The organism is Curtobacterium salicis (genome assembly GCF_011759505.1).
Lineage (GTDB): Bacteria > Actinomycetota > Actinomycetes > Actinomycetales > Microbacteriaceae > Curtobacterium > Curtobacterium salicis.
Genome location: NZ_JAAOYO010000005.1, coordinates 237,887 through 252,520, shown reverse-complemented (window position 1 = coordinate 252,520; position 14,634 = coordinate 237,887). Strand labels below are relative to the sequence as shown.

The following is a 14,634-nucleotide window of genomic DNA, read 5'->3' as shown; positions in this document are numbered from 1 at the left end:
CTTCGGCCGGCGGGGCGTTCTCGGTTCGCGGGCGCCGTCGCTGACATGGCCGGATAGCGGACGCTCATCGAGATCCGTCTCGGACGGGGTATGTGAGACGGGACGGCCGTGAGGCGGTTGCCGTCGGAGACTGTGTCCGCAGGGTGACCGGCTTACGAGACGCGTCGGGACGACCGTTTCGCGCCCCTCCCCGCGGGGCGGCGAGCACGCGCACATCGCGCCCTCACCAGCAGCGACCGCGCAGGGTGTCGAGCTCTTCGTCCTCCGCGTTCCGCCCGTCGGTCACCCGGCGACGGCGGCGGTCGTCCGACGTCGTTCGATCCTGCAAACGACGAGAGCGACGACGGCACCCAGGAGCGCTCCCACTGTGTTCATGAACCAGTCGTTCGTGTCGCACCGACGACCGAGTGCCGGCGCGAGGGCCTGTACGACCTCGATGGCGACGGAGAGCGCCACCGCGCCGGCAAGGATCGTGAGCGGTCGGTTCGTCGCGGTTCCGAGGAAGAGCACGAGCGGCAGCAGGAGTGCGACGTTGGCGAGCGTCTCGAGGCCCTGGAACGGGACGGAGAATTGCACGGTGCAGGTGACGCCGCCCGGCCGCGTGCCGTCGGGGAGCAGAGTGAGCACGAGCACCGCGACGAGCGACACCCCGGACAGGCCCAGCAGGATGCCGCGGAGCCGCAGGCGGTGGAGCAACCAGGCGAGGACGGCGGCGGCGGCGAGTGTCACCCAGAATGCCGCTCGGACCAGGGGTGCGTGTTCGATGAGGAACGTGGAGATCATTCGGAGCCGTCTTGGTCGTGGTGGGCGTGGTGGTCGAGTCGGTCGAGCCACACCCGCATGAGTGCCGACTCCTCCGGGAGCAACGGGCTCGATCTGCCTGCTTCGAGTCGCGCGCGGAGCTGATGACGGGAGGCCGCGTCGACGTCACCGTGTTCCGGGCTGGGCGGCTGCACGAGGACGGCACTGAGGACCGCGTCCCGGAGCGCGTCGGCGACCTCGTCGGAGTCGTCCTGGCGGTTCGCGCTCATCCCATCTAGTGCGAGCCCGACGTTCGCGGCGAGCAGTATCGTTGCCGCGACCTTGACGTCGACACGGAGCATGCCGGCGGCTGCACAGCGGGTCAGCGTCCGCTCGAGGAGCGCGGTCACTCCGTCGCGCGCCGAGCTGCTGGCCCACGGCCGGGGAGCGAACATCAGTCGGTAGAGCGCGGCGTGCTGGCGTGCGAACGCGAGGTGGTCGTCCCAGCCGCGTCGCAGGTCCGCCGACGGGTCGTCAGACGCCTCGAGCTCGGCCTTCCTGGCCGCGTACCGCTCGAGACCTACGTCGGCGAGGGCGTCGAGCAGCCCGCGCTTGTCGCCGAAGACGCGGTAGAGCACGGGCTGGGTGACGCCGACTGCTTCGCATACAGCACGGGTGGCGATGTCGCCGTCGGGAGCTGCGACGAGCTGCTCCTCTGCCGCGCGGAGCAGCGCGCTCCGGAGTGCTTCGTCAGATCGGGCCATAGAGCAATGGTAGCGCAGTTGGTATCGGTGATCGTATCTGTGCTAGCTTCTGCGTAGCATCGAAATGCTCGGTGCATATCAGTGAAAGGAAGCATGATGAGCAGCACTCCAGAACGCGTCGCAGTCGTCACGGGGGGCTCACGCGGCATCGGCCGCGCGGTGTCGACCCGGCTGGCGGCGACCGGCTTCACGGTCGTCGTGAACCACGCCAGCGGGACGGCCGCGGCCGCCGCCACCGTCGAGCAGATCCAGGAAGCAGGCGGTCGCGCCGTCGCCGTGCTGGCCGACGTCGCCGACGAGCACGCAGTCGCCGCGATGTTCGATCGGGTCGAGGCCGACCACGGCGGCGTCGACGTCGTCGTGCACTCCGCCGGACGACTCGCACTGTCGACGATCGCCGACCAGGACCTCGACGTCCTCGACGCACTGCACCGGACGAACATCCGCGGGACCTTCGTCGTCGCGCAGCAGGCGGCGCGCAGGCTCCGGGCTGGCGGCACGTTCGTCGGCATGTCAACCTCGGTGGTCGGGACGCAGTTCCCGACTTACGGCGCCTACGTCGCGAGCAAGAGCGCCGTCGAAGGCATGACGCTGATCCTGGCTAAGGAGCTCCGCGGCCGGGACGTCACGGCGAACGTGGTGGCCCCAGGACCGACGGCAACGCAGCTGTTCCTCGACGGCAAGACCCAGGATCAGATCGACACGCTGTCGAAGGTCCCGCCCCTCGAGCGGCTCGGCATGCCGGAGGACATCGCGGCGGTCGTGGCGTTCCTCGCCGGACCCGACGGCCACTGGGTCAACGGCCAGACCATCCGCGCCAACGGCGGGATGGTCTGATGACCGCTCCACGGGTTGTCCTCGTCACGGGTGCGTCCAGCGGCTTCGGTCGGCTGACGGCTGAGGCGCTCGCGCGGGCTGGCAACGTGGTCGTCGCGGGGATGCGCGCGGTCGACCGTCGGAACGCGACGGCTCGCACCGAGCTCGAGGATCGCGCCATCCGCGAGGGCTTGCAGCTCAGCGCCGTCGAGCTCGACGTCCAGTCACAACAGTCCGTCGACGACGCCGTCGACGCGGTCGTCCGTTTGCACGGGCGAATCGACGTCCTCGTGCAGAACGCCGGCCACATGGCTTACGGCCCGGCCGAAGCGTTCACGCCCGAGCAGTTCACGGCCCTCTACGACGTCAACGTCGTCGGCGCACAACGCGTCGCCCGCGCCGTCCTGCCGCACATGCGCGTCAGCCGCTCAGGACTGGTCGTGTGGGTCGGCAGCTCGTCGACCCGCGGCGGACACCCGCCGTTCCTCGCGCCTTACTTCGCGGCGAAGGCCGGCATGGACGCCCTGGCCGAGAGCTACGCAGCGGAGCTCGTCCGCTTCGGCATCGACACCACCATCGTGGTCCCGGGAGCCTTCACCTCGGGAACGAACCACTTCACGAACGCTGCGGTCCCGACGGACGCCGCCCGAGTCGCTGCACACGACGAGGAGTACGGGGCGCTCCGGCATGACCTCACCGACCGCCTCGCCGCGATCGTCCCGGTGGACGCCGACGTGCAGGACGTCGCCGACGAGATCGTCCGCGTGGTCAGCCTCCCAGAGGGAACCCGCCCCTACCGGACCCACGTGGACCCCTCGCGCGACGGCAGCGAGGTCGTCTCAGCGGTCGCGGACCGCATCCGCGCCGAGTTCTACCACCGCGTCGGCATCGAGGACCTGCTCTCCTCCAACGCCGCACTTTGACCCCCGGACCGCCCGGGAAACCCCACCGAGAGGAACACCATGCCCTTTGCCAACATCAAGGTCCCCGCTGACACCCTGACCGCCGAGTCAAAGAAGAAGCTGCAGGACGCCGTCACTGACGCCATCGTCGACGCCTACGGGGAGCGAGCACGCCCCACCACCCTCGTCATCCTCGACGAGGTCGCCGACGGAGGTTGGATGCTCGGCGGCACCATCCTCAACGAGGCGATGCTCGGCCGCGTCTGAGTCCCCTGACCACACGCAGACGAAGGGACCCGGAAGACCGGGTCCCTTCGTCACCAGTTTGAGAAGACGGCGTGACAATGTCCGGTAGCGATCCGCTACCGGACAGGCGCTGTCGGTACGCTGCCGACATGGTTGTGTCGCGGTGAGCAGGCCCGAGGGTGCGCCGAATAAGGGGTCCTGGCGCAGGACGCGCCGGTGGTTCATCGTCGCGATCGTCTTCGGGGTACTCGCGTTGCTCTTTGCGATTCTGGGTTTGGTGGGCACGTCGTCGGTCGGCAACCTGGTGCCAGTCGTCGGCTGGGCCATTTTCGTGGTCGGATTCTCGCTGGCGGTGAGGCTGGAAGACCGTCGGAGACGTTGATGGGTGACTGCCGCCCGGTGAGCCATCGGCATGCGGGACGCGGGACGCGGGACGCGGGACGCGGGACGCGGTCGAGCATGCCGATCACCGAGCGAACGCTCTTCATGCGAAGCCGCGTTGTCTGCGGCAGTCTGACTCCATGGAGTTCTCCTGGTGGACCTGGTCAGCGCTCGTGCTTGTCCTACTCGGCGCGCTCGGCCTCTTCGTGCGATCCGCGGTACTGACGGTTCGCGAGTACGGATTTGGGCAAGGGAGCCTGCTGCGCAGACCAGGTGCCCCGTGGTTTTGGAGCGCGATGGCGCTGACCGCTGTCGTAGGAGTCTTGATGACGATCTGGGTTGTTCTACTAGACAGCTAGTTCCAGGACCTCGGGAGTCCTTGCCGGAGGCCGTAAGCCGTAAGCCGATGGTCTAGCGGTCGCAGCCACGTCACGACGCGGTACTGGTCGAACGATCTGGCGCGCCGTCTCGCCCGTCGAGGCCAACACTCCTCTCCACTAGCGATGTGAGAGTGTGGCTGCAGGAGGAGGGCCGATGACCAAGGACCAGTGGGTTTCAACCGCCCTGGGGGCAGTCGCCATGACCGCGCTCCTGGCTGGCTGGATTGTGTCGTTGGCCGCCTCGGATACCGACTGGTCCGTCGTAGCCGCGGTCAGCTTCTACGTCCTAGCTGGCGGAGCAGCTGTTACGGACGTCCTTTACAGATTCCGATCCCACCGGGATGCCAAGCGCAGGTAGCCCAAGCTTCGGGTGCGTCCGATAGCCGATGGTCGACCGGACTCACCGGAAGTCGCGTCTCCACGCCTCGAGCCAAGGAAGAACGTCACGGAGGTCCTTGGTGTCAACGGCGGCGGTAGCTGCGGCGCGTGCCGTCGAACCGGCGTTCAGAGCGAGTGAGGTCGGCAGCGCATCGAACAGAGGGATGTCGGAGCGACTGTCCCCGACGGCGCAGCACTGGTCGATCGGGACTCCGCGCTCCGCCGCGAGCTGCAGTGCGCGGTCTCGCTTGTCGTACTCGTTGAAGTGTTCGGCGACGGTGCCGTCATAGACGGTGCCGACCACCTGAACTCGCGGGCCGCCGTTCATCGTCAAGTGGTGACGCTTCGCAATCGCCTCACTCACCGGCTGCCACGCAAGGGAGGCAAGGACGGGCTCGACATCGTGCTCCGTACACCAGGCGACCACCGCATCGATCCCGTCGATCAGGGGAAGATCGTCGAGCCAGTCGGCAACGACACGTGTCTCCACACCACGCCAGCCTTCGGCGTCGATGACGCTGACTTCCTCGTTCGTCAGTTCCCCAGCGGCGTAGCGCTCCTCGGCGGCGTCGAGCTCGTGCTGGTGTCCGAGACGCTCGGCAAGGAAGCTACTGCTCGACATCGACGGAATCAACGTGCCATCAATATCGAAGAAGACCATCCCTCGTGTGCTCATTCTCGGAGCGTAGTCAGGCGCACACCACTTCCGCTGTCCCGTTAGCCGGTCGGTCGCCGGACAGGTCAGGGACGATCGTTTCTGACGTGGTGCGCTGAGTTGCCCCTCTCCATCAGCCGCCACGACCCGCCTGTCAGCGGTGTGAGAGTCGTCACGACGTAAGCCGCCGCGACGATGCCGAATGCGAAAGCGAGTCCGATCGTGTCGGCGGCGAGCCCGCCGAGCAGGGCGCCGAACGGGACGCCAGCCCACGCTCCCGCGTTGATGAGGCCGAAGACGCGTCCGCGCATGTGCTCGGGCACCCGCTCGAGTTCGACTGTCGCGAGGATCGGGTTGAGCGACCCCGCCGCGAGCCCTGCCAGCGCGGTCGCTGCGACGAGCACGGGCAGCGGCGCTCCGAGCGCGAACGCCAGACTGGACGGCCCGCCGGCGAGTGTGAAGCACACCGCGAACGTCACCCGCCGCGGCACCCGGTGGGCGATGAAACCGAAGGCGACGTTGCCGAGGAGGGCGCAACCACCCATGGTCGCGACGAGCAGCCCCAGCGCTGCCGCGCCTCCGAGGCGGTCGTTGGCGTAGAGGGGCAGCAGGGTCGACCCGCGAGCGGCATCGAGGAGGTTCGTGATGAGCACCAGCCCGACCAGCAGCCGCATCAGCGGGTCCCGCACGACGAAACGAGCACCCTCTGTGAGGTCGGCCCAGAAGGACTCGCGCCGCGCGTCCCCGATCCCTGTGTCTGCTTCTGCTGCCCTCGCGTCGCGAGGGACGAGCGCCCATGTCAGTACCGCCGACACCGCGAAGGTCGCCGCGTTGACGAACAGCGACCCGATTGGCCCAATGGCCGCCACGAGGAGGCCTGCCAGGGAGGCGCCGACCAGCTTCGCGAAGCGCTCGGATCCGTCGAGGAGGCCGACGCTGCGCTCGACACGGACACGAGCCTTCTGGGTCAGGGCCGGCAGCATCACGCGGCGGGCGGTCTGCCCTGGGGTGTCGAGGAGGCCTCCCACGAAGACCAGCGTCAGCAGCGCCCAGAACGGCAGACCGACGGTCAGCGCCAACACCGGCATCGCGAGGACGGAGGCGCCGCTCACGACGTCCGCCACGATTGCGGCGCGACGGTGGCCGACCCGGTCGACGACGACTCCGCCGAGCGGGCCGCCGATGATCACCGGCGCGGTCGCAAACGCTGCGGCGACGCCGATCTCGACGCCTGAGCCGCCGAGTGCGAGGACGTAGAAGGGCACCGCGAAGGCCGTGACTACGTTGCCGGTTTGCGAGACCGCGTGAGCGGCGACGAGGGCGGAGAGGGCTGTGCGGGCCGCGCGAGTCGACGTACCGGCTTTGCCGTCGCCACCCTCGTCGGATGCGTCGCTCTGCGTGGCGTCAACGTACGCATTTCGCTCGTCGGGAGCGGGCGTTTCAGTGGGCGGGGTGTTCTTAGTCACGCGCCCGCACCACCTGGGTGCCGGTAGGCGTGGTAGGCGAGGACGACCGTCTCGGCCCCGTCTCCCGCGTCTGGGCTGTGTGCGGCGCCGACATCTACCCAGCGGTCGACGACGGACTCGAGTTCGGCGCGCAGGGCGGCAAGCTCCGTCACGGTGAGGCGGATCGCGCGGTCGCCGCCAGCCGCTGCCGTGACCCACTCCCGCGGCAGAGCCGGTCTGGCGTCGACGTACTGGAGGTAGCGCGCGGCGTTCGCCTGGACGATCGACTTCTCGAGGGCGGCCGATGCGCTGAGGCGAGCTGGGTCGTCGAGCAAGTCGGCCGGCTCCCACGAAGTGAGGGGTGCTGCAGCCTGCCACCAGCGCTCGCGCCGGTCGGCGCTTTGCGGCTCGGCCGCCTGGATGAGGTCGCTCGCGGCGAGCTTGGATAGGTGGTAGCTGACCGTGCCCGGAGCCTCGTCGACGACGTCGCCGAGCTGCGCCGCAGTCTGGGGACCTCGCTCGCGCAGCAATCCGAGAAGGCGCAGGCGCGTTGGATGGGCCAGAACCCTCATCGAAGCAGCGTCGGTGAGGGTCGAACGGAGCGTGTCGCGAGAGGCCATACGAGTAGGCTAGTTGCGCAACTGTTCTTGCGCAACGGATCTTGTCTACTTGTTCAAGTCGCTAGTGACCAGGTCGCACCGGACGCACGGGTTGAGCGCTTGAGGCGTGAGAGCCGCTTGTTACAAGGTGCTCTGATCCACCGCAAGGGGCGAAGGCTCTCGAACGTGCCGTCGATGACTCAGCAGGCAGAACCTGCCACGCCTGGCCAGTCCAGGCACGGTGTCGACCGTCTCGGTAGCCCACCGTCTCTCGGTCACCCGCGGGTTGGCTGGCACACTGATCCACATGAGTGCTTCGGCATCGGATGACCTCACTCCCGGAAGTGGTCAGCACTGGGAGGCCGTGCACACCGGTCTTGCCGCCGATCACCTGATCGCGCTCGGCCAGGTCGCCTGCTGGTCAGCGAGGACCGACACGACCCTGCCGCTGCTCGCCGCAGCGCTGATTCGCGCTTCGGACCCGTCCGCGCACCCGGAAACAGGCGGAGGTGATCGGACTGCCCTTCTCGTCGATCTTCGAGAAGACCAGTGCGCTCGTGGCAGAGCTTGACGCTGCCGACCAGGTCCGCGTGCTGTTCGAGCGCGACGCGAGCGCGATCAAGAAGACGATGGAAGAGTCTGTTGGGGAGCCCTGGCACTGCTGCGGGTCGGCCTTCACGGACGAGCGCCACCGAGCACACCTCCGCGCTCTCGGCCCCCAGCCGCACTGCGTGGCTGGACAGATGACACATGACAGTTGACCGGAGGGCTCACTTCCGTGGTCATGCCGGAGCGAACCGTGCCGTAGCGGTGCGGCCGGCTGAACCTGTGACGTCCACCCGGACGACGGTTGACTGCGAGCCGGTCGTGACGCTCACCCCAGGGTCTGTCTCGAGAACTGTCCCCGCAGAGCCATCGATCGTCACCGTCACTGTCCCGGTGAGCTTCCCGGTCGGGTCGCTCACCGAGACAGCCATGCCGTCGTCGTCTCGCCTCACGACGACGCATCCTGTGCGGTCGATGCGGACGCCACCGATCGCGGCGGTTCCGCTCGCCCACGCGTTGAGCGCAGTGACGCCGGTGCTGGCCTGTCGTGCAGCCTGGAGGCTCGCCGTGTTCGCGAGGACCGCCACGTCGTCCGACACGGCAGCGGCAGACACCTGCGCCTGCGTTGCTCCGGGGAGCTGGAGCCAGGAGTACGAGGCGTTCGTCGGGTCGACGCCGTGGTCGAGCCAGAACGTGACGAACCGGCGGGTGTAGGCGGTGTCGTCCTCGTACGTCCCGCGGTGGTCCATGTCGGTCCATCTGCCGGTGCGGTCCTCACGGAGTGCACGCACGCTCGTGCCGGCAGGGAAGACGTAGCCGCCGGTGCCGGGTACGTGTACCCAGCGCGGCGTCAGCGTCGTCGCCGTGCTGCTCGTCGTGGTCAGTGTCGCGCGGCCGTCGACCACCGGAACCGTCTGCCCGTCGGGCCCGGTGTTCCGCTGCTCGACGATCGTCTCGACATGGACGCCGTCGGAACTGGTGATCCCGGCTCCGAGGTGCAGCACCACGTCGCCGAAGCCGAACCACGACTTCCGCGCGCGCAGGGTCTGCTTGCCGAACGACAGGCCCATCCCGACGGCGGAGACGTCGTCCTGCACGACACCGCCGGTCCAGGTGTTCGTGGAACCGCGTCCGGCGCCGAGGGCGAGCGGCTTGACCTGCACGGTGGTGCCTGGGATCCGGTACTTGTCGGCGGTGGGCCAGTACTGGTTCGCCCAGTGGCCCGGCTTGTCCGGCAGGTACAGGTAAGTTGCGCCTTCGCCGGTGTACCAGCCCTGCAGGTTCTCGTCGTTCGCCGTCTCGTACGGCTTGATGGTCGTGCTGTCCATCGCGATGCCGAGCGCGAAGCCGGATCGGCGGTGCACTGCGCGGGCCATCGACGTCGCGACGACGGACCGGGTCGACTCGGACCCCGTCTGGACGGATTCGTCGGCGACGAGAGCGCGCCCCCGCACGACGGACGGGATCCGGACCTGCTCGATGGGGATGTCGTCGTGGTCGAAGTAGGGCTGGGTCGTGTCGGCGGCGATCCACCCCTTGCACACGGATCGCAGCGCGGTGCCGTCCGCGGCGGGCAGGACGTCGGCGAGCTGCACCAGGGTCGCCACCGTGAGGTGTCCGAGGCGGTGGTCGGTCTGGTAGAACCGCGACAGCGCCCGGCCGCGGGTCATGTCCATGAACGCCCCTGCGTGGATCCACGGGCGGAAGTTCTCCTCCACCCAGTCGACGACGCGCTGGAGTCGCGACGCGGTGAACGCCCACTCGGTCCCGCGGACCGCGAGCATGCTGTAGGTCAGGTACTGCAGCAGCGAGAACCCGTAGCTGCCGGTGTACGCGTAGTACTCGTGCTGGACGAATCCGCCGTCCGGGTAGAAGCCGTCGCCGCTCGTCGTGTAGTCGAACACCGGGACGTACGCGTTCTTCGCGTCGGCGATCACGGCAGCGTCCTCGCTCAGGGCACCACGGATGATGGCGATCGAACAGGCCCAGTTGCGGTTGGCGCCGGTCGAGGTCATCTCCGCGGTCACCCGCGGGTCGGGCGCGTACTTCCGGATCGCCGTCATCGCGGTGCCGACCTGCGTGGCCGTCAGCTGATCGTGCAGCAGCAGGCAGACGTCGTTCAGCGCCAGGGGGATGCCGATCTGGAAGTCCCACCAGTTGTCGTACCGGCCGACTCCACCGCCGTACTTGTGCGCCAGGAACCAGTCCAACGCCGAGACGAGGTCCGCTGCGAGCGCGGTGTCACCGGTGAGGGCGCTCCCGGGGGTCTTCAGCGCCAACGCCAGGGTGCGGATCCGTCCGATGGCCGTGGTCTGCAACGCCGACGTCGAGCTGCTGTCGAGATCGGCCCAGAGGAACGTCCGACCGGCGCCGGTGTCGAGGCTGTCCCACAGGGGCTTCGCCGCCGCGGCGAGGTCGGTCACGTACCGGGCGACGACCGGGTCGGCGAGGTCGACGTCGCCGATGAGGGTGGCGAGCCACTGCGAGCGCACGGTCGCGAACGGCGGAGCCGGAGTGGTGCCGGCAGCGTGGGCGGCTCCTCCTGGCAGGAGTGACCGGGTGCCGGCGAGGGCGGCGACGGCCGCTGCCCCGACGAGGACGGCGCGCCGGGAGGGACCGGCGGTGGGTGTGGAGTCGGTCATGACGGAGCCTCTCAGAGGTAACGGACTGCGGACAGGACGATGCCGGCGATGGCGACCACCCAGACGTACGGGAGGACGCGGACCATCACCTGCTGCGGGGTGACGCCCGAGTACTGCGCAGCCCACACGGTCTGGGTGCTCGTCGGGTCGGCGACGCCGAACACCTGGTTGTACGACGTCATGAGCCCCAGGACGGCCATCGGCGAGTAGAAGCCGATCGCGGTCATCGCACCGGCGATCCCGGCACCGAGACCGAAGATGTTGAGCGGACCGCGGTAGAGGCAGAGTGGGACGAGGACCGAGAACACGACCACGTAGAGCACGACGTTCGTCGGCGCCACGGCCTCGACGATCGGCCGCAGGGCGGCGACGGCACCGGGTAGGCCGACCGCGGCGAGCAGCATGCCGATCGCGATGAAGAGGGCGATCGGCGGTGCGGCCACGTGGAATGCGTCGTACAGCGAGCGGAGCATGCGCGTCGCGATGAGCCGCGGCGGGGTCGTGGTGGTCACGGCGAACAGCACACCGGCGAGCAACGACGGGATGATCGGCACCTGCAGGACGAGGGCGAGCACGATCGGCACCAGCGGCGTCAGCAGGGCGAACCACGGCGCGTCGCCGAGGCGCTGCCGACGACTGCGCGTGTCGGCCGCCGGAGCGCTGGAGCCCGCGTCGGCGTCCGCATCGGACATCGACGCGAGCGACCACTGGTGGACGGTCCCGCGGCGACGCGTCTCGACCAGGACGTACGCGACCGCCGCGACGGCGGCGAACGGGAACAGCAGCACCATGAAGGACCGGACGTCGGCGACCGGGAGGTCGAGCGCGGTCGAGAAGAACTGCCAGACCGGCAGCTCGAACGGCACCCCGGCACCGATGCCCATCAGGATCGTCCCGGCGGCGGTGACCTTCGGCACGCCCACGGCGATCATCGCGGGGATGCCGATCACGCCGGCCAGCAGCGCAGCCGGTGCCGAACCGGTCACGGCGCCGCACAGGGCGGAGATCAGGAGGACCCCGAGCGCGACGACGACCGGCCGGTCTCCGCCGAACTCGACGGTCTTCCGGACCAGGGTGCTGGCGATCGCGGTGTCCCGCATGAGCGACCCGAGCCACGAGCCGAGGAGGATCGCGATCATCGTGGACGCGAGTCGGATCGCGCCGTCCTGCAGCACGGTGCTGAGGACGCTGTTCTCGGCGCCGACGAACGGTGCGCCGGACACGAGGGCGATCGCGACGGCGAGGAGCACGAGCGCGAAGGCGGTGGGGACCTTGCCGGTCAGGATCAGCGCGACGCCGATGGCCATGACGATGATGATGGCGATGCCCATGGTCAGTTCTCCCTGGTGGTCGGTGCGCGACGAGCGCCGGTGCGCGTCGCGAGGGCGGCCTGCGCGGCCGCTGTGAGGAGGAGCGGTGAGCGGCCGAGCCGCACGCTGCGGGCCGCGAACGCGTGCGCCGCGACCTCGTCGGCCCCGGCGACGGTGCCGAACCGGCGGAACCGGCCGATCCGGAGCACCTCGAGTCCGAGCGCAGCGCGGAGGTCCCGCGAGCGGTCCACCGTCACGAGGTGGTGCGCCCGCTCGTGCTCGACGGCTGCCGCCTGGACGCTGCCCGCCGGGAACCAGCTGCGCCAGCCGAGCTCGTCGACCAGGTGCTCGCAGAAGTCCACCGTGTCGGTGAAGAGCTCGACGCGGTGCTCGCGGGAGCCGTACCGGGCGAGGAGGCCGCCCTGTGCGAGCCCACCGTCGCGCTCGACGACGGTGATGGCGGCCGGAGCCCCGGAGGCCCGGTCCGCCAGCGCGGCTCCGAACGACGTGGCCCGTCGGCTGAGGTCGGTGAGGTGCTCCTCCGACCGGGCCTCGTTCGTCGGCGTGCCCCGGAGGAGACGGACGCCGAGGGCGTCGTCGGAGCGGTCCGCCAGCGCGGCGATGCGGCGACGGTCAGCGGCCGGCAGCACGCCCGCGGTTATGCTCACGACCGGACCTCGAGGACGGCGACGAGCGGCTCCGCCCGGTCCTGCCCCTCGACCTCGGTGCGGGCCAGTGAGATGAGCTGCGACTCGTCGAGGACGCCGGACAGGTCGGCGATCCGTGGGCCGATGAGCAGCTGCAACGCCGGGGCGCGCGATCCGCCGTCGCCGTAGGCGGTGTGCTCGGCGATGAGTTCCGGGAGCGTGCCGGCGCCGGCACCCACGGTGCTCTGCTGCACCCGGGCGTCCAGCGACGCGAACCGCACGACCCCGTCGCGGTCGAGCACCCGGACCGGGTGCGTCGCCTTCCGGAGGAACCGGCGCCGTTCCGGCGCGCCGAAGACGACGTGGTTGTCGGTCGCGGCGAGGACGCGGACGGCGGCCGCGTCGACCTGGAAGCCCTCCGCAGCGATCGCGCGCAGCTCACCGTCCGTGCGGCGCTGGGTCCGGTCCTGCGTGCGCAGTTCCGTCGCGCCGGTCGCGACCGCACGCACCGTGTTCGACTGCGGGTCGACCGTGACGTCGACCGACACCTCCGCGGGCGCAGCGCCCTGCGCGATGACGGCCTGCTCGGCTTCCCGACGGACGGCGAGGATCTGGTCGTCGGTCGCGCCCGGGATCACCCGCTCGACCTGTTCACGGATGAGCGCCAAGGCGACGCCGATCGGGCTGATCACCTCGCTGTGCTCGGCGATCCGCCATTCGACTCCATGCCGGGTGCCCGCATGCGGGGTGACCGAGGCCGCCCCGCCGCCCCCGCCGACGAGGAGCACGTCGTCCTTCGCGATGTCGTAGTCGTCCGCCATCGACGCGACGACGTCGAGCACGGGCGCGACCCCGGCGTCGAGCACGGTCCTGGCGGCCCCCTCGACGTCCGTGCCGAGCGCCGCCGCGAGCGGTGCCAGTGCGGCACGGGCCGCGTCGGACGGGGCGTGCGCGTAGTCGCCCTCGGGGACGAGACCGAGCGCGTTCGCCGCGCAGGTCATCGTGACGGCGAACCGGTCGCCGCCCTCCGTCTCCAACACGACGTGATCAGCGGGATCGCCGTCGATCGGGGCGACCGTCAGGAGCCGGGCACCCAGCAGCTGCTCGGCCGGGGCGAAGCAGGCGTAGGGGAGCCCGGCGATGTGGGCGCTGCGCGGGCCGACGTGCGTGACCTGGGCCGTGCCTCCCGTCCGGATCCGCACCATGGACCCACCGCCGACGCCGACGGTGCGCACGTCGAGCGCGGAAAGGTACGTGGAGCTGCCGCCGAACTCGGTGTAGCGGACCGCGACCTTGCCGCGGCGGATCACCGAGATGTCGGTGGAGGTGCCGCCGGTCTCCAGGAAGAGACCGTCACTCAGCTTCTCCTGCATGAGGGCACCGGCGACGCCTGCCGCGGGGCCGGAGAGGACGGTGAGCAGCGGACGACGACGCATCTCGTCGAGGGACATCACCCCGCCGTCGCACCGCATCACCATGAGCGGCGCGGTGATGCCGGCGGCGTCGATGCTCGTCTGGACGAGGTCGGCCGTGGCGAACATCCGTGGCAGGATCACCGCGTTCAGCACGGCTGTGCGGGTCCGCTTGCTCAACCCGTACAGCGACGTGATCTCGTGGGTCGCGGTGACGAGGAAGCCGCGCTCGCGCGCGGTGGCCGCGACGCGCTCCTCGCCGATCGCGTCGTCGACGGAGAACGGTTCGGTGACGACGACCGATTCGATGCCGGCGGCGTGGAAGCGGTCGAGGGCGGCGCCGAGCGCAGCGTCGTCGTCGGCTCGGCGCAGGTGCTCGTACGACACGGGGAGGCGCTTGCCGTCCGCGATCTCGATCCGACCGAGCCGCCGGAGCCGCTTCGCGAAGAAGCCGGCGGCTCCGCGTCCGATGCCGATCAAGCCGACCGGGGCGACGTCACCCTCGAGCAGCGCGTTCGTCGCCTGGGTCGTTCCGTGCGCCAGGAACACGACGTCGTCCGGCGACCGGCCGATCGTCGCGAGGAGTTCGTGGAGCGCGGTGACGATGCCGTGCGCGACACCGTCGGGGTGGTCGTGGCTCGTCGGGGTCTTCGCCTGGCCGATGAGCCGGAGCGTTGCGGCGTCGATGGCGACGGCATCGGTGAACGTGCCACCGACGTCGATGCCGATGCGCAGTGCGTTGGGTTCCACGTCGTCGTGACCTTCCTGCG

The 14,634-nt window shown here is 69.8% G+C and carries 14 protein-coding genes; 5 read left to right on the top strand and 9 right to left on the bottom strand.

Translation table 11 applies throughout. The features are described 5' to 3' along the window. Positions 1–282: 282 nt before the first annotated feature. Together E9228_RS16140 and E9228_RS16135 are read right to left on the bottom strand one after the other, a co-directional pair. The gene (locus E9228_RS16140; protein ID WP_166781553.1) at positions 283–783 is read right to left on the bottom strand and encodes a VanZ family protein; all 501 of its coding nucleotides are present in this window, start codon (positions 781–783) and stop codon (positions 283–285) included. Further along, on the bottom strand, positions 780–1,505 hold the full coding sequence (locus tag E9228_RS16135) for a TetR/AcrR family transcriptional regulator (RefSeq protein WP_166781552.1): 726 nt from the start codon (positions 1,503–1,505) through the stop codon (positions 780–782). The genes E9228_RS16140 and E9228_RS16135 overlap by 4 nt, the downstream gene beginning before the upstream one ends. A 96-nt stretch (positions 1,506–1,601) precedes the next feature. On the opposite strand from E9228_RS16135, the gene E9228_RS16130 reads away from it, so the two are divergent. The 4 genes from E9228_RS16130 (at position 1,602) to E9228_RS16115 (ending at position 3,851) form a co-directional block, all read left to right on the top strand. After that, positions 1,602–2,342 (top strand): SDR family oxidoreductase, encoded by a 741-nt coding sequence (locus E9228_RS16130; protein ID WP_208386374.1) that lies wholly within the window; start codon positions 1,602–1,604, stop codon positions 2,340–2,342. Continuing rightward, positions 2,342–3,244, top strand: coding sequence for an SDR family oxidoreductase (locus E9228_RS16125; RefSeq protein WP_166781550.1), 903 nt, complete (start codon positions 2,342–2,344; stop codon positions 3,242–3,244). The genes E9228_RS16130 and E9228_RS16125 overlap by 1 nt, the downstream gene beginning before the upstream one ends. Positions 3,245–3,283: 39 nt before the next feature. Beyond that, complete coding sequence (locus tag E9228_RS16120) at positions 3,284–3,490, top strand: tautomerase family protein (RefSeq protein ID WP_071275925.1); 207 nt, start codon at positions 3,284–3,286, stop codon at positions 3,488–3,490. 142 nt (positions 3,491–3,632) lie between these two features. Then, positions 3,633–3,851 (top strand): hypothetical protein, encoded by a 219-nt coding sequence (locus E9228_RS16115; RefSeq protein ID WP_166781549.1) that lies wholly within the window; start codon positions 3,633–3,635, stop codon positions 3,849–3,851. 779 nt (positions 3,852–4,630) lie between these two features. Here E9228_RS16115 and E9228_RS16110 read toward each other — a convergent pair. The 3 genes from E9228_RS16110 to E9228_RS16100 form a co-directional block, all read right to left on the bottom strand. Next, positions 4,631–5,269 carry an HAD family hydrolase gene (locus E9228_RS16110; RefSeq protein ID WP_252728412.1) on the bottom strand — a complete coding sequence of 213 codons (639 nt, stop codon included), beginning with the start codon at positions 5,267–5,269 and terminating at the stop codon, positions 4,631–4,633. Between the two features lie 80 nt (positions 5,270–5,349). After that, positions 5,350–6,729: an MFS transporter gene (locus tag E9228_RS16105; protein ID WP_166781547.1), complete on the bottom strand. Its 1,380-nt coding sequence runs from the start codon at positions 6,727–6,729 to the stop codon at positions 5,350–5,352. Then, positions 6,726–7,328 carry a helix-turn-helix domain-containing protein gene (locus E9228_RS16100; protein ID WP_134194766.1) on the bottom strand — a complete coding sequence of 201 codons (603 nt, stop codon included), beginning with the start codon at positions 7,326–7,328 and terminating at the stop codon, positions 6,726–6,728. The genes E9228_RS16105 and E9228_RS16100 overlap by 4 nt, the downstream gene beginning before the upstream one ends. A 488-nt stretch (positions 7,329–7,816) precedes the next feature. On the opposite strand from E9228_RS16100, the gene E9228_RS16095 reads away from it, so the two are divergent. Further along, a complete protein-coding gene (locus E9228_RS16095) occupies positions 7,817–8,068 on the top strand; it encodes a hypothetical protein (RefSeq protein ID WP_166781546.1) in 252 nt (83 codons plus the stop codon). Between the two features lie 21 nt (positions 8,069–8,089). Here E9228_RS16095 and E9228_RS16090 read toward each other — a convergent pair whose 3' ends face one another. The 4 genes from E9228_RS16090 to E9228_RS16075 are packed head-to-tail and all read right to left on the bottom strand — an operon-like array spanning position 8,090 to position 14,614. Then, positions 8,090–10,495 carry a polysaccharide lyase 8 family protein gene (locus E9228_RS16090; protein ID WP_166781545.1) on the bottom strand — a complete coding sequence of 802 codons (2,406 nt, stop codon included), beginning with the start codon at positions 10,493–10,495 and terminating at the stop codon, positions 8,090–8,092. Positions 10,496–10,506: 11 nt separating this feature from the next. Next, positions 10,507–11,826 (bottom strand): transporter, encoded by a 1,320-nt coding sequence (locus E9228_RS16085; RefSeq protein ID WP_166781544.1) that lies wholly within the window; start codon positions 11,824–11,826, stop codon positions 10,507–10,509. A gap of 2 nt (positions 11,827–11,828) precedes the next feature. Further along, entirely contained in the window at positions 11,829–12,473 is a 645-nt protein-coding gene (locus E9228_RS16080) for a hypothetical protein (RefSeq protein ID WP_208386372.1), read from the bottom strand. Continuing rightward, positions 12,470–14,614, bottom strand: coding sequence for a hydantoinase/oxoprolinase family protein (locus E9228_RS16075; RefSeq protein ID WP_166781543.1), 2,145 nt, complete (start codon positions 14,612–14,614; stop codon positions 12,470–12,472). The genes E9228_RS16080 and E9228_RS16075 overlap by 4 nt, the downstream gene beginning before the upstream one ends. Between the last annotated feature and the right edge of the window lie 20 nt (positions 14,615–14,634).

Bases quoted from the DNA above. Each gene is read 5' to 3' on its own strand.
- E9228_RS16140 (WP_166781553.1), bottom strand. From the start codon at position 783: ATGATCTCCACGTTCCTCATCGAACACGCACCCCTGGTCCGAGCGGCA.
- E9228_RS16135 (WP_166781552.1), bottom strand. From the start codon at position 1,505: ATGGCCCGATCTGACGAAGCACTCCGGAGCGCGCTGCTCCGCGCGGCA.
- E9228_RS16130 (WP_208386374.1), top strand. From the start codon at position 1,602: ATGAGCAGCACTCCAGAACGCGTCGCAGTCGTCACGGGGGGCTCACGC.
- E9228_RS16125 (WP_166781550.1), top strand. From the start codon at position 2,342: ATGACCGCTCCACGGGTTGTCCTCGTCACGGGTGCGTCCAGCGGCTTC.
- E9228_RS16120 (WP_071275925.1), top strand. From the start codon at position 3,284: ATGCCCTTTGCCAACATCAAGGTCCCCGCTGACACCCTGACCGCCGAG.
- E9228_RS16110 (WP_252728412.1), bottom strand. From the start codon at position 5,269: ATGGTCTTCTTCGATATTGATGGCACGTTGATTCCGTCGATGTCGAGC.
- E9228_RS16100 (WP_134194766.1), bottom strand. From the start codon at position 7,328: ATGGCCTCTCGCGACACGCTCCGTTCGACCCTCACCGACGCTGCTTCG.
- E9228_RS16090 (WP_166781545.1), bottom strand. From the start codon at position 10,495: ATGACCGACTCCACACCCACCGCCGGTCCCTCCCGGCGCGCCGTCCTC.
- E9228_RS16085 (WP_166781544.1), bottom strand. From the start codon at position 11,826: ATGGGCATCGCCATCATCATCGTCATGGCCATCGGCGTCGCGCTGATC.